Annotated in this window: 19 protein-coding genes; 16 read left to right on the forward strand and 3 right to left on the reverse strand. The window is 60.7% G+C overall.

Annotation, left to right across the window (positions count from 1 at the left end):
* Together BM160_RS16440 and BM160_RS16445 are read left to right on the forward strand one after the other, a co-directional pair.
* The coding region (locus tag BM160_RS16440) for a transposase (protein ID WP_143093277.1) at positions 1-169 on the forward strand (169 nt) is incomplete at its 5' end.
* Between the two features lie 310 nt (positions 170-479).
* On the forward strand, positions 480-1,235 hold the full coding sequence (locus BM160_RS16445; protein WP_092007259.1) for a sulfite exporter TauE/SafE family protein: 756 nt from the start codon (positions 480-482) through the stop codon (positions 1,233-1,235).
* Between the two features lie 71 nt (positions 1,236-1,306).
* Here BM160_RS16445 and kefC read toward each other — a convergent pair whose 3' ends face one another.
* Positions 1,307-3,142 (reverse strand): glutathione-regulated potassium-efflux system protein KefC, encoded by a 1,836-nt coding sequence (gene kefC / locus BM160_RS16450; RefSeq protein ID WP_092007260.1) that lies wholly within the window; start codon positions 3,140-3,142, stop codon positions 1,307-1,309.
* A gap of 221 nt (positions 3,143-3,363) precedes the next feature.
* Here kefC and BM160_RS16455 point away from each other — a divergent pair, with 221 nt between their 5' ends.
* On the forward strand, positions 3,364-3,819 hold the full coding sequence (locus BM160_RS16455) for a MaoC family dehydratase (protein WP_092007261.1): 456 nt from the start codon (positions 3,364-3,366) through the stop codon (positions 3,817-3,819).
* On the opposite strand, the gene BM160_RS16460 is transcribed toward BM160_RS16455, so the two are convergent.
* Entirely contained in the window at positions 3,816-4,286 is a 471-nt protein-coding gene (locus BM160_RS16460; protein WP_092007262.1) for a tRNA (cytidine(34)-2'-O)-methyltransferase, read from the reverse strand. The two genes, BM160_RS16455 and BM160_RS16460, sit on opposite strands and share 4 nt — an antisense overlap.
* 39 nt (positions 4,287-4,325) lie before the next feature.
* On the reverse strand, positions 4,326-5,153 hold the full coding sequence (locus BM160_RS16465) for a ComF family protein (protein WP_092007263.1): 828 nt from the start codon (positions 5,151-5,153) through the stop codon (positions 4,326-4,328).
* Here BM160_RS16465 and BM160_RS16470 point away from each other — a divergent pair.
* The 13 genes from BM160_RS16470 to BM160_RS16525 all read left to right on the forward strand — a co-directional run bounded on the left by BM160_RS16470 (position 5,152) and on the right by BM160_RS16525 (position 16,360).
* Positions 5,152-6,054, forward strand: coding sequence for a methyltransferase domain-containing protein (locus tag BM160_RS16470; protein ID WP_092007264.1), 903 nt, complete (start codon positions 5,152-5,154; stop codon positions 6,052-6,054). The genes BM160_RS16465 and BM160_RS16470 overlap by 2 nt on opposite strands.
* A gap of 122 nt (positions 6,055-6,176) precedes the next feature.
* Positions 6,177-6,692 carry a DUF1269 domain-containing protein gene (locus BM160_RS16475; protein WP_092007265.1) on the forward strand — a complete coding sequence of 172 codons (516 nt, stop codon included), beginning with the start codon at positions 6,177-6,179 and terminating at the stop codon, positions 6,690-6,692.
* Between the two features lie 75 nt (positions 6,693-6,767).
* Positions 6,768-7,262: a hypothetical protein gene (locus tag BM160_RS16480; protein WP_255368965.1), complete on the forward strand. Its 495-nt coding sequence runs from the start codon at positions 6,768-6,770 to the stop codon at positions 7,260-7,262.
* 15 nt (positions 7,263-7,277) lie between these two features.
* Positions 7,278-8,438 (forward strand): c-type cytochrome, encoded by a 1,161-nt coding sequence (locus BM160_RS16485; protein WP_092007267.1) that lies wholly within the window; start codon positions 7,278-7,280, stop codon positions 8,436-8,438.
* A 30-nt stretch (positions 8,439-8,468) separates the two neighbouring features.
* Positions 8,469-10,238: a cytochrome c oxidase subunit I gene (ctaD, locus tag BM160_RS16490; RefSeq protein WP_092007268.1), complete on the forward strand. Its 1,770-nt coding sequence runs from the start codon at positions 8,469-8,471 to the stop codon at positions 10,236-10,238.
* Complete coding sequence (locus tag BM160_RS16495; protein ID WP_092007269.1) at positions 10,235-10,855, forward strand: cytochrome c oxidase subunit 3 family protein; 621 nt, start codon at positions 10,235-10,237, stop codon at positions 10,853-10,855. Before ctaD (BM160_RS16490) ends, BM160_RS16495 begins: the two co-directional genes overlap by 4 nt.
* Before the next feature lie 11 nt (positions 10,856-10,866).
* Complete coding sequence (locus BM160_RS16500) at positions 10,867-11,568, forward strand: heme-copper oxidase subunit III family protein (protein WP_092007270.1); 702 nt, start codon at positions 10,867-10,869, stop codon at positions 11,566-11,568.
* A 90-nt stretch (positions 11,569-11,658) separates the two neighbouring features.
* Positions 11,659-11,970, forward strand: coding sequence for a cytochrome C oxidase subunit IV family protein (locus tag BM160_RS16505; RefSeq protein WP_092007271.1), 312 nt, complete (start codon positions 11,659-11,661; stop codon positions 11,968-11,970).
* A gap of 525 nt (positions 11,971-12,495) precedes the next feature.
* Complete coding sequence (coxB, locus tag BM160_RS16510; RefSeq protein ID WP_369821797.1) at positions 12,496-13,656, forward strand: cytochrome c oxidase subunit II; 1,161 nt, start codon at positions 12,496-12,498, stop codon at positions 13,654-13,656.
* A 95-nt stretch (positions 13,657-13,751) separates the two neighbouring features.
* A complete protein-coding gene (gene ctaD, locus BM160_RS16515; protein WP_092007272.1) occupies positions 13,752-15,386 on the forward strand; it encodes a cytochrome c oxidase subunit I in 1,635 nt (544 codons plus the stop codon).
* A 14-nt stretch (positions 15,387-15,400) separates the two neighbouring features.
* Positions 15,401-15,514 (forward strand): cytochrome oxidase small assembly protein, encoded by a 114-nt coding sequence (locus BM160_RS22760; RefSeq protein WP_218156624.1) that lies wholly within the window; start codon positions 15,401-15,403, stop codon positions 15,512-15,514.
* Between the two features lie 34 nt (positions 15,515-15,548).
* On the forward strand, positions 15,549-16,160 hold the full coding sequence (locus BM160_RS16520; protein ID WP_092007273.1) for a cytochrome c oxidase assembly protein: 612 nt from the start codon (positions 15,549-15,551) through the stop codon (positions 16,158-16,160).
* Positions 16,157-16,360, forward strand: a complete 204-nt coding sequence (locus BM160_RS16525; RefSeq protein WP_092007274.1) for a DUF2970 domain-containing protein — start codon at positions 16,157-16,159, stop codon at positions 16,358-16,360. The genes BM160_RS16520 and BM160_RS16525 overlap by 4 nt, the downstream gene beginning before the upstream one ends.
* Positions 16,361-16,364: the final 4 nt, after the last annotated feature.

Raw genomic sequence — 16,364 nt, forward strand, 5'->3', positions numbered from 1 at the left:
GGCGTACCGAAAACGCAAATGGATTGCCGAGCCGCCCAACGGCTGGATCAAGAGCGTGCTGGGGTTGCGCCAATTCAGTATGAGGGGCCTGCACCGGGTACGCGCCGAATTCAAGCTCGTGTGCCTGGCCCTCAATCTGCGCCGGATGTGTTCAATGCAAAGCGGCTGAGGGCAACAACCAGCAAAAAATGCCCGCACCTGCCCCGCAGCAGGGCTCAAGGAGCCGCCCCAGCGCGGTCGTGCCGCGCCAAAACCATGATCGACTGCCACGGTAGCAACGAAAACAGCAAATTACCAAGCTCATCGAGCCTCAAATCCTTCTGCCGCGCAGACTCCTAGTAGCGGTTATTCTTGAGCGGTTTTATCGGCGCTTGCGGATGACGGGCTTTAGCCTTGAGTCCTGCAAGCGCTGTCGCTATTGATTTGCTAGCTTCCTGCGCCCGATCCTATTGGGCTAGAGGCCTGTTTTGTTGAGAAAAATGGCCTTTCCGCTGATCACCGACCCCTTTTTCTACGCCGTCGCCATTCCCGCCGTGCTGATGCTGGGCATCAGCAAAAGCGGCTTTGGCGCCGGCTTCGGCTCGTTGGCAGTGCCGCTGATGGCCCTAGCGGTCACGGTGCCGCAGGCCGCCGCGACCTTGATGCCGCTCTTGCTGCTGATGGACTTGCTGGGGCTGGCGGCCTTTCGCAAGGACTTCGACAGGAAGTTTTTGCGCTTTCTGATTCCCTGTGGTCTGGTCGGCACCGTGATAGGCGCGCTGCTGTTCAAGCTACTGGACGCCCAGCTGGTGGCCGGCCTAGTGGGCGGCTTTACGCTGCTGTTTCTGGCGCAGCGCCTGCTGTTTCCGCCCCGGCCCGACAGCCCGCCGCCGCCCAAATGGCTGGGCGCGTTATTGACTGTGACCTCGGGCTTCACCAGTTTCGTGGCCCATGCCGGCGGCCCGCCGCTCAGCGCCTATGTCATTCCGCTGCGGCTCAGCCCCGTCAAGTTCACCGCCACCATGGCGGCCTTCTTTTTCGTCATCAACCTTTCCAAGTGGATTCCCTACGCCTGGCTGGGCTTGCTGGATACGCGCAACATGGCGACCTCGCTGGTGCTGCTGCCGCTGGCGCCGGTCGGCGTCTGGATAGGCGTGCGCCTGGCCAGGCGCATCAGCCCGCTCTGGTTTTACCGCGTGCTCTACAGCGGCATGTTGCTGACCGGCATCAAGCTGCTGTGGGATGCCTTGCGCTAGTGCATCTTGCTACGAAATAGATAGCTGTTTGTGCCAGTCCTGCTTGAGCTGGTGGCCTTTTTGTCAATATTTCAGTCCTGCCCAAGCTCGGGCCGGCGCTGCGCCAGTTGTGCGCGCTCCCGCGCCATCTGCGCCTCCAGCTGCAGCCGGCCCTGCTTGGCCACGGCGATGACCTTGGCCTGGTCTTTGCGGTGCGGGTACATCTGCTCGAACAAGTCCAGGTTGTGCTGGCGAAAGCGGTCGGCGGCCAGCTTGACGCGGTCGGGTTCCTGGCCCAGCAGCTCCAGCACGCTGCGGGCGCTGCGCAGGCTGGACTCAAACAACTCGCGCTCGACGTGCATGATGCCGCGGTCGCGCAGCGCGTTCCAGTGCGTCACGTCGCGCGCGCGCGCCACGATCTGCAACTGCGGGAAGTGCTCCTTGGCCAGGTCGACGATTTTCAGCGATTGCTCCACGTCGTCCACCGCCAGCACCAGGATCTTGGCGCTGGCGGCGCCCGCCGTGCGCAGCAGGTCCAGCCGGCTGGCGTCGCCGTAAAAAACCCGGTAGCCGAAGGCGCGCACGGTTTCCACCATGTCGGCATCGTGGTCCAGCACGGTGGCGCTCAGGCCTTGCGCCAGCAGCATGCGGCCGACGATCTGGCCGTAGCGGCCGAAGCCGGCAATGATGATGGGCGCGGCCTGCTGCTCGGAAATCTCTTCCAGTTGCGGCGTGTTGCAATTGGCATAGCGCGGCAGCAGCAGTTTGTCGACCAGCACCAGCAGCAGCGGGCTGATGAGCATGGATAGCGCCACCGCGCCTATCAGCAGCGAAGCCGTCTCCGTCGAAAAGATTTGGGCGCCGGCGGCCGCCTGAAACACCACAAAGGCAAATTCACCGCCCTGCGCCAGCAGCAGCGCAAAGACCGGGCGCTCCTGATAGGGCAGCTTCATGAGCCAGGCCAGGCCGTAGAGCAAGAGCAGCTTCAGGCCCAGAAAGCCGAGCAGTATGGCGGCCATCAAGCCCGGCGACTTCATCAGCACGCCAAAATCTATGCTCATGCCGACGGCGATGAAAAAGAGGCCCAGCAGCAAGCCCTTGAAGGGCTCGATATCAGTTTCCAGCTCGCGCCGGTACTCGCTTTCGGCCAGCAGCACGCCGGCCAGAAAAGCCCCCAGCGCCATCGACAGGCCGACCAGCTGCATCAGCCCGGCAATACCGACCACCAGCAGCAGCGAGGCGGCGGTGAAGATTTCGGGCGTGCCGCTGTTGGCAATCCAGCGCAGCAAGGGGCGCAGCAGCAGCCGGCCGCCGAGGATGATGCCGCCTATGACTGCTACTATTTTGATAGCTTCCAGCGCGCGGTTGGATTGGGCTAGAGCCTCATTCGTCTCTGAAGCGCTGCCCAGCAGCGGCAGCAATGGCAGCAGCGCCAGAATCGGAATGGCCGCCACGTCCTGAAACAGCAGGATGGAAAAACCGGCTCGTCCGCTGGACGTGGGCAGCAGATTGCGCTCACCCAGGACTTGCAGGGTGATGGCGGTGGACGACAGCGCCAGGCCCAGGCCGGCCACCAGTGCCGTCGGCCAGGCCACGCCAAAGGCCATGGCCACGCCTGTGAGCAGGCCGGCGCAGCCCAGCACCTGGACGCTGCCCCAGCCAAAGATGGGTCGGCGCAAACTCCACAGCCGCTTGGGCTCGAGTTCCAGGCCGATCAGGAACAGCATCAGCACCACACCGAATTCGGCGAAGTGAAGAATGTCCTGCACATTGGCGACCAAGCCCAGGCCCCAGGGGCCTATGGCGATGCCGGCGGCCAGATAGCCAATAATGGCGCCCAGGCCGAGTTTTTTGGCCAGCGGCACGGCAATCACGGCCGCCGCCAGGTAGATGAAGCTAAAAGAGAGCCAGGTGGGTATATGGGTCATGAAGTGGCACTCGTTCCGGTTGGCAGGGCAAGAGGTTTTCTGGCGCGTATCAGCGAGGCTTGCATGCGCTGACGATAACGGAAAAGTCGGCTCTACTTGGCTCTAACCTGCCGCCTTCGGGCGCTGCCAACTCAGAGCATGTCGCAAAAGTTTGTCACCTAACTGACAGGCGGGCCACGCCACGGCAGGCCGGCGCGCAGTGCAAGCGCTACAGTCAGCCCATGAGAACCTTTCAAAGCTTGTCCGAACTGGCGGCCTGCGTCGGCCAGGAAGTGGCCGTCAGCGACTGGATCACCATCACGCAGCAGCAGGTCAAGCTGTTTGCCGAGGCCACCGGTGACCACCAGTGGATTCATGTGGATCCCGAGAAGGCGGCGGTGGGCCCGTTTGGCGGGACGATCGCGCACGGTTTTCTGACCTTGTCGCTGCTGCCCAGATTTTTTGACGCATCGTTCGAGGTCAGCGGCTCGCGCATGGGGGTGAATTACGGCCTGAACAAGGTGCGCTTTACGGCGCCGGTGCCGGTCGGCAGCCGCCTGCGTGCTCGCATGAAGCTGCTGGCGGCCGAGCCGATTGACAACGGCGGCGTGCAGCTGAGCTGGGAGGTGATGGTGGAGCGAGAGGGTGCTAGCAAGCCGGTGTGCGTGGCCGAGTCGCTGGTGCGGTATTACTCCTAGGCCGCCCCGGCAAAACCGTTTTGCCGCCAGGCCTCGAATACCGTGACGGCGACGGTATTGGACAGGTTGAGGCTGCGCTGGCCCGGCAGCATGGGCACCTTGAGGCGTTGCGCCAGCGGAAAAGATTCCCGCACGGCGGGCGCCAGGCCCTTGGTTTCCGAGCCGAACACCAGCCAGTCGCCAGGCTGAAAGCGCTTGTCATACATATTGCCCGAGCCTTGCGTGGTCATGGCAAACAGCCGCTCGGGCGGCGGCTGCTGGCTCTCCAGCAAGGCCTGCCAGCTGGCGTGGCGCAGCAGCGGGGCGTACTCGTGATAGTCCAGCCCGGCGCGCCGCATGTGTTTGTCGTCCATCGAAAAGCCCAGCGGTTCCACCAGATGCAGGCGGCAGCCGGTATTGGCGGCCAGGCGGATCACATTGCCGGTATTGGGCGGAATTTCGGGTTCGACGAGAACGATATTGAACATGGACGGCTTGGCGCAGGGGCAGTGGGTGAAGCGGCGATTCTAGGCGGGCGCTGTTCTGGCCAGCACCACGGCGGCGATGTGGGCCGCGCCGGCTTCGCGCAGGGCCTGCGCCGCCGCAAACATCGAGGCGCCGCTGGTCATCACGTCATCCACCAGTAGCACGCGCCGGCCTTGCAGTTCGGCCAGGCGCAGTGGATCAATCAGAAAGGCACCCCTGACATTGGCCAGCCTGGCTTGGCGCTTGAGCTGGCTTTGCGGCCGGCCGTGTTTCACGCGCAGCAACAGGGTCGCATCGGCTTGCGCCCGGCTCTGGCTTTGCCGGGCCAGTGCGCTGGCCAGCTCCCAGGCCTGGTTGAAGCCGCGCGTTTGCAGGCGCTGGGCCGATAGCGGCATGGGCAGCAGCCAGTCCTGGGCTGTCAGGTCGGCAAAGGCCTGCTGAACGCCGGGGGTTTTGAGCAAGAGGGCAGCGAAAAAACCGGCCCAGCCGGGCTGCTCGCCAAATTTATAGCGCGCAATCAGGTTGGACCAGGGGTAGGCATAGGGCAGGGCGGCCAGCGCGCCGTCCAGTACCGGGCGCTGGATGGCGCAGCTGGCGCAAACATCGTGACCGGTGCGCAGGCCCATGGACAGATCGGCCGGCAAGGCCAGCGCGCAAAGGCTGCAGCGGCTTTGCGGCGCCGCAAAGCGGCTCACGCAGGGCGGGCAGACCTGGCGCGCCGGCCAGCTGCGGCAGACGGCGCACTGGCTGGCAAGGCCTGGCAGCCGGGACAGGAATAGGGCGGGGGTCAGCAGGCGCGTGAACACCGTGTCAATATACTCGCCTACTTTCCAACCGCGCCGACCGGCGCGAATCACGCAAGCTCTCATGACTCCTTCCCAGCGCCCCCCCACGCTCGATCCGCTCGCTGTCAGCCGCTGGCAGCGTACCGCGCCTCTGGCTTCGCCGTGGTTGCATGAGGAGGTGGCCAGTCGCATGCAGGACCGCCTGGAGTGGATCAAGCTGAAACCGCAGACCTGGGCGCATTGGGGTGCCTTGCGTGGCGGCCTGCAAGCCCATGCCAAATTGGCCAGCTTGTACCCGGATTCAGAGTGTTTTGTGGCTGAAGCCAATACGGATAGGGCACAGGCAGCTATTAAAGATATAGCAAAACCATGGTGGCACCCCAAGCAATGGCGGGCCGCGCCTACGCGCTTCGAGGCGCCGCCGCCGGCCAGCGTGGACATGTTGTGGGCCAATATGGCCTTGCACGAGGCAGCCGACCCGCAGGCCTTGCTGGGCGCCTGGCACCAGGCCTTGAAGGTCGATGGTTTTTTGATGTTTTCCTGTCTGGGGCCGGATACCGCGCGTGAGCTGCGCGCGCTTTACGCCCAGCTGGGCTGGCCGCCGGCCGGCCACGATCTGACCGATATGCATGACTGGGGCGACATGCTGGTGCAAACCGGTTTTGCCGAGCCGGTGATGGACATGGAGCGCATCACACTGACCTACGAGACGCCGGCGCGGCTGCTGCAGGAGCTGCGTGAGCTGGGCCGCAATTTTCATCCGGCGCGTTTCCCCGCCTTGCGCGGGCGGTCCTGGAAGACCCAACTGGAGCAGGCGCTGGGCCAGCACCTGGCGGTAGGGGCCGACGGCCGGCTGTCACTGACTTTCGAGGTGATCTACGGCCATGCCCTGAAGGCCGCGCCCAAGATCAAGCTCAGTGCGCTCAGCGCGGTATCGGTGCAGGACATGCGCGCCATGCTGCATGACAAGCGCGGCAAACCCTGAGTGTTTCTGAGCGCCAGGGCGTAGGCCCGGCAGCAACTTGCGCAGGCCTGGGTGCAGGTGTATAACTTGACCGTGCATTGTTCTATTTCCTAGAGTCACTTGGTGTGACGAGAGGGGGTGTTATGAGCAGACGCATTTACTGGTTGATCCCCGATGCGGCGAGTGCCAGACGTGCGGTGGATGACTTGCTGCTGGCGCGTGTGCCGGTGAAGCATATCCACTGCGCCGGACGCGAGGGCATGAACCTGTCCGGGCTTCATCCCGCCAATGTCTTGCAGACGACGGATGTGATTTACGCGGCCGAAGCCGGCCTGCTGATAGGCGGCACCATAGGCATTGCGGCGGGCCTCTTGATCGCCATGTACTACCCCCTGGGGATAGGCTCGTTGCAGTGGGGCATAGTGGCCGTGCTGGGGGCGTTGGGTGCGGTGTTCGGCGCCTGGTCGTCCAGCATGATTGGCATTTCAGTGCCCAGCCACCGGCTCAAACGTTTTGAAAACGCTCTCGAAGAGGGGCAAATCCTGTTGATGGTGGACGTGCCCAGTGCCCAGGTCAAGGACATCGAGGCCTTGCTGCAGGCCGCGCACCCGGAAGCCCGTTTTGAAGGCGAGGACCCGGACACCCCGGTGTTCCCCTGAAATGCCAAGGCCCTAAGGGGGTCGGCAATACAAGTGTTTAGTCTTGTTTGGAGGGAGGCGATCATGGACCTTCACATGCATTCTTATCATGGGCAGCGCCTGCCGGACTGGCCTGCGGCGGCGGTCGCCGGGCTGGCCGCAGGTGCCATCCTGATGGTGCTGGAGTTGTTCTGGGCGATGCTGGCCGGCGGTGGCAATCCCTGGGTGGCCTCGCACATGATTGCCGCCATCGTGATGGGGTCGGACACACTGAAGTCATCTGGTTTTGACCTCACCGTCGTGACGGTCGCGCTGCTTGCCCACTATGTGCTGGGCATGGTCTTTGGCCTGATACTCGCGACCATCATCGCGCCTTTCCGTCAGGGCTCGGGCCTGATTCTGGTGGCCGTGTTTGGCGCGGTGTTTGGTGCGGTTTTGTACCTGCTGAACTTTCACGCCATGACGCACTTTTTTCCATGGTTCATCGAATGGCGCGGCACGGCAACTCTGGCCATTCATCTAATCTTCGGGGTGACGGCTGCACTGCTGTATCGCAAGCTGGACCGGCACGAGTCCTACTGGCCACTTTGACGCAAGAGGCCATACATGCTTATGGCTGTCACGCTCATTGTCATCGTCGTCGTGTCGGTGCTGTTCCACTTCGTCAGCCCCTGGTGGACAACACCTCTGGCTTCAAACTGGCAGCAGATGGACGACACACTGACGATCACGCTGGTGGTCACCGGCTTCTTTTTCGTCGTCATCAATTTTTTTCTGGCTTATATTTTGCTGCGCTATCGCCACCGCGACGGCAGTCGTGCAGCCTATGAGCCCGAAAACCGCAAACTGGAACGCTGGCTGATAGGCGTCACCACGGTCCTCATTGCGGCCCTGTTGGCGCCGGGCCTGGTGGTGTACGCCAATTACGTCAGCGCGCCGCGTGAGGCGGTTGTGATGGAGGTGCTGGGCCAGCAATGGCAATGGCGCTATCGCTTTCCCGGCGCCAGCGGCAAGCTGGGTCTGAGCGATGCCCGTTTTGTCAGCGCGGCCAATCCTTTCGGTCTGGACCTGACCGATCCGGCGGGGCAGGCCAATATTTTGGTCAACAGCAATGAAGTACACCTGCCGGTAGGCAAGCCGATCAAGGTGTTGCTGCGCTCCAATGATGTGCTGCACGATTTCTATGTGCCGCCGTTTCGCGCCCGTGTGAATATGGTGCCGGGCATGGTGACTTCGTTCTGGTTCACGCCCACCAAAATGGGGCGCTATGAAGTGCTGTGCGCCCAGCTGTGCGGCATAGGGCACAGCAATATGCGGGGCGTCGTGGTGGTGGAAGACGAGCCGGCCTTTCAGGCCTGGCTGAAGGCACAGCCGACTTTCGCCATGACCATGGCCGGTCCGGCCCCTGGCGCGGTCGCCGGCTTGGCCGGTGGCGCGGATGCGCGGGTCGCCCAGGGCCATGCGCTGGCCCAGTCCAAGGGCTGTGTGGCCTGCCACACGGTTGACGGCAGTCCGCGCATAGGGCCGACCTGGAAAGGCCTCTACGGCAAGCTGGAGACCATGGCTGACGGTTCGACGGCGCGGGTTGATGAAGCCTATCTGCAAGGCTTTATTCGCGATCCGCAGGCCCGCAGCGTGAAAGGCTATCCGCCTGTCATGCCCAAGATAGCGATGAGCGACGAGGAGTTGGCGGGGCTGGTGGCCTACATCCAGTCGCTGGGCAGCAGCCCAGCCCAGACCGCACCCGAGCAGAAGGCGCAGCGCTGACGGCTTTGCCGTACCACCACAGGGAGCACCATGGACCACGCCGACACCAGCTCGCACCATATGCCGCAAAGCTTCTGGACACGCTACGTCTGGAGTCAGGACCACAAGGTGATTGCGGTGCAATACGCCTGCACCGCCATTGCCGTAGGTCTGGTGGGGCTGCTGCTGTCCAATCTGATGCGCTTGCAGCTGGGTTTTCCGGGTCAGTTCGAATTCATCAATGTCGAGCGTTACTACCAGTTCGTCACCATGCACGGCATGATCATGGTGATCTATCTGCTCACCGCGCTGTTTCTGGGCGGCTTCGGCAATTACCTGATTCCGCTGATGGTGGGCGCGCGCGACATGGTGTTTCCCTACCTCAATATGCTGAGCTTCTGGATCTATCTGTTGGCGGTGCTGGTGCTGATGCTGAGCTTCTTCGTCCCGGGCGGGCCTACCGGCGCGGGCTGGACGCTGTATCCGCCGCAGGCCATATTGCCGGGCACACCGGGCAACGAGTGGGGCATCATCGTGATGCTGGTTTCGCTGCTGATCTTCATTGTGGCCACCACCATGGGCGGGCTTAATTACGTCACTACCGTGCTGCAGGCGCGCTGCGAGGGCATGACGCTGTTGCGTATGCCGCTCACGGTGTGGGGCATTTTTGTCGCCACTATTTTGGCGCTGCTGGCCTTTCCGGCGCTTTTTGTCAGTGGCGTGATGATGCTGATGGATCGCACCCTGGGCACCAGCTTTTTCATGCCGGCGCTGGTATCCATGGGGCAGGTGACGAATTACAAGGGCGGCAGCCCGCTGCTGTTTCAGCACCTGTTCTGGTTCTTCGGCCACCCCGAGGTCTACATCGTGGCCCTGCCGGCCTTCGGCATCGTCTCCGATCTGATCAGCGTGCATGCGCGCAAGAGCATCTTTGGCTACCGCATGATGGTGTGGGCCATCCTGGCCATTGGCGTGTTGAGCGTTGTGGTGTGGGCGCACCACATGTTCGTTAGCGGCATGAATCCGTATTTTGGTTTCTTCTTTGCGACCACCACGCTGATCATCGCCGTGCCCACCGCCATCAAGGTTTACAACTGGCTGCTGACCCTGTGGCGCGGCGATATACATCTGACCGTACCCATGCTGTTTGCGCTGGCCTTTGTCAGCACTTTTGTGATTGGCGGGCTGACCGGGCTGTTTTTGGGCAATGTGAGCGTGGACATTCCCTTGTCGGGCACTTACTTTGTGGTGGCGCACTTTCACATGGTGATGGGTGTGGCGCCGCTGCTGGTGGTGTTCGGCGGTATCTACCACTGGTTTCCCAAGATTACCGGTCGCATGCTGGACGACCGGCTCGGCAAGCTGCATTTCTGGATTACTTTTCTGGGCACTTATGCGATTTATTTTCCCATGCATTACCTGGGCGTGCTGGGTATGCCGCGGCGCTATTACAACTATGACAACTACCAGTTCATTCCGCCCTCGGCTCACGCACTGAATGCCTTTATCACCGTGGCCGCGCTGATCGTTGGGGCCACGCAACTGCTGTTTATCGTCAACCTGGCCTGGAGCGCGGTGCGCGGCCGGCGCGCGGAGGCCAATCCCTGGCGCGCCGCCTCGCTGGAATGGCAGACGCCGCAAACGCCGCCTGGCCACGGCAATTGGGGGCCTCAGTCGCCCGTGGTCTATCGCTGGGCCTATGCCTACAGCGTTCCGGGCGCTGCGCAAGACTTCATCCCGCAGAACGCGCCGCTGGCGGCCGGCGGCATGGAGCCTGAAGCGGGCACTGACAAGGGCTCAACAAGTGGAGCGCTGGCATGAATGCGAGCACAGTCCTGACCACCTCCGCTGTGGCTGATCGTCACAGCCGCGGCGCCAATGCCGGCATAGGCTTGTGGGTGTTCATGGGCGTGGCGACCACCTTGTTCCTGCTGTTCATCACCGCCTATGTGATGCGCATGAACGCAAGCGACTGGTCGGCGATCGCCATGCCTTGGCAGTTGTGGGTTAGTACCGCCCTGCTGCTGGCGGGTAGCGTATTGCTGCAACAGGCCAGCAAGGCTGCGCAAGGCTTGCACTGGGGTCAGGCCGGCAGCTTGCTGCTGGCAGGTGGCGCCTGTGCCTGGGTGTTTCTGGGGGTTCAGCTATGGGCCTGGCAGGCCTTGTACGCGCAGCATGTGATGCCGGCTGGCAATCCGGCCGCCAGTTTCTTTTACCTGCTGACGGCCTTGCACGGCCTGCATGTGGCCGGCGGCCTGGTGGCTTGGGGCGTCATCACGCATGACTTCTGGCGCCGGCCCGACCCGGTTCGGGATGCCTGGCGCATGGCCTTGTGCGCACGCTACTGGCATTTCCTGCTGGCTGTGTGGGCCTTGCTGTTTGCCACGCTGGGCGGGCTGACACCTGAAGTGGTGCGCTTTATCTGCGGCCCCGCCTGAAAGGTTTCGCCATGAACACGACGACTGCTCCCATCACTGCGCCGCCAGATGTCTTGGCAGCGCCTGGCGGCTGGCGTGGGCTGGTCACGGACTGGTCGTCGGATCAGCAGGCCTTTCAGGTGTCCTGGGGCAAGGCCATGATGTGGATTTTTTTGCTCTCCGATACCTTTGTGTTCAGCTGTTTTCTTGTTGGCTACATGACGGTGCGCATCTCGACCACCGTACCTTGGCCTAACCCTAGTGAGGTGTTTGCCTTGCATGTAGGGGGTGCCGATGTGCCACTGCTGCTGATCGCCCTGATGACTTTTGTGCTCATCACTAGCAGCGGAACCATGGCGATGGCGGTGAACTTCGCCTATGCCCGTGACCGCGTGAATGCCGCCACGCTGATGCTGGTAACGGCCACCTTTGGCGAGATGTTTGTTTTCATGCAGGCCTTCGAGTGGTCCAAGCTGATTCTGGAGGAGGGCGTTCGGCCCTGGGGCAATGCCATGGGGGCGGCACAGTTTGGTTCGGCATTTTTCATGATCACGGGCTTTCACGGCTTGCATGTGTCCATAGGCGTGATTTACCTGATGACCGTGGCGTTCAAGCTGTTGCGCGGCGATTATGAAAAGACCGGCAATTACCAGATTGTCGAGATTGCCGGTTTGTACTGGCACTTCGTCGATCTGGTCTGGCTGTTCATTTTTGCGCTGTTTTATCTCTGGTGAGGGGGATCATGGCCCCCATGCTCATATTCATTCGCCGTCCCCCGAGGGGGATGAAAACCCGCCTATGGGCGGCTCGTCGGAGGGTTTGACATGTCATCTACCGGCCAACAACATCCCATCAGCCTTTATCTCAAGGTCTGGGGTCTGCTATTCGTGCTTAGCGCAATGTCCTACCTCGTGGACTACCTTCATTTCCAGGGTTATCTGCGCTGGGGCCTGATACTGGCTTTCATGTTGATCAAGGCCGGCCTGGTTGTGGCGGTTTTCATGCATATGGCCTGGGAAAGGCTGGCGCTGGTCTGCGCCATTTTGGTGCCGCCGTTGTGCCTGCTGGTGCTGGTGGCTCTGATGGCTGCTGAGGCCGACCATACCTTGGTCACGCGCTTGCTGTTTTTCCGCTAAAGACGGCCTCCCTTGTTATCTGGCGCCTGGGTGGCGAACTCATTGCGGTAGTTTGGGCTGATACCCGGCGCGCGTGCTCGCACGCAGGCGATTTACGAGACAAACGGGGCTACAATCCAAAGCTTAATTTTGGGGTGCTCCCATGCGTCAGCCGGCCAAGGCGTGTCAGGCATTGCAGGCAATGTCAGCGTTTCGTTTCGCCGCCGTGCTGAGATTTCTCAAGTTTCGCTGTTGACTGACGCCTGCCCGACCGGGTTGGTGTCGCTTGTCCTTGTGCGCGGCTTGGTGGCGGGTAGGGGCAGGTGACATGCGCGTCCTGAATTGCGGCCCGGACCAGCTCACTAACTCCGCTTTACGCTGCGTGTCTGTTGAGTCAGACCCGGATGTTTCGCATCATTTTAAGCAGTGGCGGATTGACCTGCCGCAAACTTTATAATGATCAGTTAATTCAATCGGTAATTGAAGCAAGAAAAAGTGATCACGATGAACCTAAGCAACACCATGAGCAAAATGACAGGGCTTGGCATGCAGCATGCTGGCGCAATTCTGGTATCTGCAGCCGCCTGGATCAGTACTGCCGCTTATGCCGTGAATGACTTGCCTGGGGGGCCGGCGGTCAATCAGCTCAATTTACATCCGGCTGCCACCAAGATTGCCGAAGAGCAGCAATGGCTGCACTGGTTCATGATGGCTATCTGCCTTGTGATTTTTGTGGCAGTGTTTGCCGTGATGTTTTACTCCATCTTGAAACATCGCAAGTCCGTGGGTCACAAGTCGGCCAATTTCCACGAGTCCACCGTCGTTGAAATCGCCTGGACTGTGGTGCCTTTCATCATCGTGATCGCCATGGCCCTGCCGGCGACCAAGGTGCTGGTGGCGCAGAAGGATACAACGGGCGCAGACCTCACCATCAAGGCCACGGGTATCCAGTGGAAATGGGGCTACGACTACATCAAGGGCGAGGGCGAAGGCATTGGCTTTGTCTCGACACTGGACAACGCGCAGCGCGAAATGTCCGACAACGGCGGCCCCAAGGCCGGCGAAGCGCCTGACGACTACCTGCTCAAGGTTGACTATCCACTGGTCGTCCCCGTCAACAAGAAAATTCGCATCATCACCACGGCCAATGACGTGATTCATGCCTTTGCCGTGCCCGCCTTCGGCATCAAGCAAGATGCCATTCCCGGTTTTGTTCGCGACACTTGGTTCCGTGCCGAAAAAATCGGCGACTACTACGGTCAGTGCCAGGAACTCTGCGGCAAAGAGCATGCCTACATGCCCATCCACGTGAAAGTCGTCTCTGCGCAGGACTACAGCGCATGGGTAGCGGTCAAGGCCAAGGAAGCTGCTGCCAAAGCCGATGATCCGTCCAAGGTCTGGACGCTGGTGGATCTCAAGGTGCGTGGTGAAAAAGTATATGGTGCCAACTGTGCTGCTTGCCACCAGGCAAACGGCAAAGGCGCGGGGCCCATCAAACCGTTGGACGGCTCTGCAGTGGTGCTGGATGCGGACCATGGCAAGCAAATTCATGTCGTGTTGAATGGAGCTGCCGGCGGCGCCATGCCGTCCTGGAAGGCCCTGAGCGACACCGACCTGGCGGCAGTCCTCACTTACACCAAGAACAATTGGTCTAACCAGACTGGTCAGATCATTCAGCCGGCTGAAGTTCAGGCCGCGCGCAAGTAAGTAGATTTGACCCCGCAGATCCATAAGCAACCGGCCGGACCCGTCGTCGGCCTCAAAGAAAAAGCTACAGGCATAAGCCACCAAAGGAAGTCAAGATGAGTGCAGTTCTCGATCATCACGATCACGCGCATGACGCCCATGATCACCATGCCCCGACGGGCTGGCGTCGTTGGGTGTTCGCCACCAATCACAAAGACATCGGCACGCTGTACCTGTTGTTCAGCTTTTTCATGCTGATGTTCGGTGGCGTGCTGGCGCTGATGATTCGTGCCGAACTGTTTCAGCCCGGTCTGCAGCTGGTGAACCCCGAGCTGTTCAATCAGCTCACCACCATGCATGGACTGATCATGGTGTTTGGCGCCATCATGCCGGCTTTCGTGGGCTTTGCGAACTGGATGATTCCGCTGCAAATCGGCGCCTCCGACATGGCATTTGCGCGCATGAATAACTTCAGTTTCTGGCTGATGATTCCTGCCGGCCTGATGCTGACCATGTCGTTCTTCATGCCTGGTGGCGCACCTGCTGCGGGTTGGACGCTGTACGCGCCACTGACCTTGCAAATGGGTCCATCCATGGACGCGGGTATTTTTGCCATGCACCTGCTGGGCGCCTCGTCCATCATGGGTTCCATCAACATCATCGTGACCATCCTGAACATGCGCGCCCCTGGCATGACGCTGATGAAGATGCCGATGTTCTGCTGGACCTGGCTGATCACCGCCTACCTGCTGATCGCCGTGATGCCCGTGCTGGCCGGCGCCATCACCATGACGCTGACCGATCGCCACTTTGGCACCAGCTTCTTTAACCCCGCCGGCGGCGGCGACCCGGTGATGTACCAGCACATTTTCTGGTTCTTCGGCCACCCCGAGGTTTACATCATGATCTTGCCGGCCTTCGGCATCGTCAGTCACATCATTCCGGCCTTCTCACGCAAGCGCCTGTTCGGTTATGCATCGATGGTTTACGCCACCGGCTCCATCGCCATCCTGAGCTTCGTGGTCTGGGCGCACCACATGTTCACCACCGGCATGCCGGTCACAGGCCAGCTTTTCTTCATGTACTCGACCATGTTGATCGCGGTGCCAACGGGCGTGAAAGTGTTCAACTGGATCGCCACCATGTGGAAGGGTTCCATGACATTTGAGACCCCCATGCTGTTTGCCGTGGGTTTCATCTTCGTGTTTACCATCGGCGGCCTGACGGGTGTGATCCTGGCAGTGGCTCCAATTGACATTCAGCTGCAGGACACTTATTACGTCGTGGCCCACTTCCACTATGTGCTGGTGGCCGGTTCCCTGTATGCCATGTTTGCCGGTTTCTACTACTGGAGCCCGAAGTGGACCGGTGTGATGTACAACGAAACCCGCGGCAAGATCCACTTTTGGTGGTCGCTGATTTCCTTCAACGTGACTTTCTTCCCGATGCACTTTTTGGGTCTGGCCGGTATGCCGCGCCGCTATGCCGACTACCCGATGCAGTTCGCCGACTTCAATGCGGTGGCCAGTGTGGGTGCTTTCTTCTTCGGCTTCGCTCAGCTGTACTTCTTCCTGTTCATCGTGATTCCCACTATGCGCGGCAAGGGCGCGCCGGCTCCCCAGAATCCCTGGGCAGACGAAAGCGGCAAGGGTGCCCAGGGTCTGGAGTGGGAAGTGCCTTCGCCAGCACCATTTCACACCTTTGAAACCCCTCCCAAGCTGGATGCCACGGCAACCCGCGTGATTGCTTGAACCAGACCATTGTCATGACACCCGAGCAAAAGAAAAAAAACAATCTTCGCCTGGCATTGATACTGGCGTCGGTCGCGCTTGTTTTTTTTGCCGGCTTCATGGTCAAGATGATTTTTCTGAGCCATTAAGTGGCTCAAGCAGTTCAATCAAGGCAATAGAGTGATGCGGTTTCAGCGTGAAAACTTCAGGATGGTGGGCAAGCTTGGCGTGATCGTGCTTGGCATGTTCTGCTTTGGTTACGCACTGGTGCCTATTTACAAAGCTATTTGCGAGATGACAGGCATCAATGTGCTGGCTTTGGGCGACAGGCAAATCCCAGGAGCCACCGCCAAGCTGCCTGCCAACACGCAGGTCGATCTGACGCGCAGCATTACGGTGGAGTTTGATGCCAACGCACGTGGTCCCTGGCATTTCAAGCCTGCCCAGAGTTCGCTCCAGGTGCATCCGGGTGAACTCACCACGGTGATGTATGAGTTTCAGAATGTGCAGGATCGCACCATGTCCGCGCAAGCTATTCCCAGTTATGCGCCGTCACAGGCCGGCGCTCATTTCAACAAGCTGGAGTGTTTTTGCTTTAGCCAGTACACACTGGCACCCGGTGAGAAAAAACAGTGGCCGGTGGCTTTTGTGATTGACCCCAAGCTGTCCAAAGACGTGAAAACTATCACGCTGTCCTACACTTTTTTTGAAGTCGGCGGCAAGACGCCGGCTGCGCCGGATACACCTAAAGCGAGCACCGCTGCGGCCACCCTTGAGAAGCAGGCTGGCGCATGAGCAAAAATCCGTCCAAGCCGTCTTTGTGGCGCACGGTCAAGGCCATAGCCTGGTCTTTCGTGGGCTTGCGGGCGCGCGGTGACTATGAGGAAGACATCAAGAACCTGAGCCCCATCCACATCATCGTGGTCGGGTTGATAGGCGTCTTTTTGTTTGTGGCGGTTCTGGTGTTGTTGGCGAACTGGATGGTCGCGCGCTAGTAGG

Source organism: Polaromonas sp. OV174 (assembly GCF_900112285.1).
GTDB lineage: Bacteria > Pseudomonadota > Gammaproteobacteria > Burkholderiales > Burkholderiaceae_C > Polaromonas.

Excerpts from the sequence above, each read along its gene's own strand:
- BM160_RS16445 (WP_092007259.1), top strand. The coding sequence starts at position 480 with ATGGCCTTTCCGCTGATCACCGACCCCTTTTTCTACGCCGTCGCCATT.
- kefC (WP_092007260.1), bottom strand. The coding sequence starts at position 3,142 with ATGACCCATATACCCACCTGGCTCTCTTTTAGCTTCATCTACCTGGCG.
- BM160_RS16455 (WP_092007261.1), top strand. The coding sequence starts at position 3,364 with ATGAGAACCTTTCAAAGCTTGTCCGAACTGGCGGCCTGCGTCGGCCAG.
- BM160_RS16460 (WP_092007262.1), bottom strand. The coding sequence starts at position 4,286 with ATGTTCAATATCGTTCTCGTCGAACCCGAAATTCCGCCCAATACCGGC.
- BM160_RS16470 (WP_092007264.1), top strand. The coding sequence starts at position 5,152 with ATGACTCCTTCCCAGCGCCCCCCCACGCTCGATCCGCTCGCTGTCAGC.
- BM160_RS16465 (WP_092007263.1), bottom strand. The coding sequence starts at position 5,153 with ATGAGAGCTTGCGTGATTCGCGCCGGTCGGCGCGGTTGGAAAGTAGGC.
- BM160_RS16475 (WP_092007265.1), top strand. The coding sequence starts at position 6,177 with ATGAGCAGACGCATTTACTGGTTGATCCCCGATGCGGCGAGTGCCAGA.
- BM160_RS16480 (WP_255368965.1), top strand. The coding sequence starts at position 6,768 with ATGCATTCTTATCATGGGCAGCGCCTGCCGGACTGGCCTGCGGCGGCG.
- BM160_RS16485 (WP_092007267.1), top strand. The coding sequence starts at position 7,278 with ATGCTTATGGCTGTCACGCTCATTGTCATCGTCGTCGTGTCGGTGCTG.
- ctaD (WP_092007268.1), top strand. The coding sequence starts at position 8,469 with ATGGACCACGCCGACACCAGCTCGCACCATATGCCGCAAAGCTTCTGG.
- BM160_RS16495 (WP_092007269.1), top strand. The coding sequence starts at position 10,235 with ATGAATGCGAGCACAGTCCTGACCACCTCCGCTGTGGCTGATCGTCAC.
- BM160_RS16500 (WP_092007270.1), top strand. The coding sequence starts at position 10,867 with ATGAACACGACGACTGCTCCCATCACTGCGCCGCCAGATGTCTTGGCA.
- BM160_RS16505 (WP_092007271.1), top strand. The coding sequence starts at position 11,659 with ATGTCATCTACCGGCCAACAACATCCCATCAGCCTTTATCTCAAGGTC.
- coxB (WP_369821797.1), top strand. The coding sequence starts at position 12,496 with ATGCAGCATGCTGGCGCAATTCTGGTATCTGCAGCCGCCTGGATCAGT.
- ctaD (WP_092007272.1), top strand. The coding sequence starts at position 13,752 with ATGAGTGCAGTTCTCGATCATCACGATCACGCGCATGACGCCCATGAT.
- BM160_RS22760 (WP_218156624.1), top strand. The coding sequence starts at position 15,401 with ATGACACCCGAGCAAAAGAAAAAAAACAATCTTCGCCTGGCATTGATA.
- BM160_RS16520 (WP_092007273.1), top strand. The coding sequence starts at position 15,549 with ATGCGGTTTCAGCGTGAAAACTTCAGGATGGTGGGCAAGCTTGGCGTG.
- BM160_RS16525 (WP_092007274.1), top strand. The coding sequence starts at position 16,157 with ATGAGCAAAAATCCGTCCAAGCCGTCTTTGTGGCGCACGGTCAAGGCC.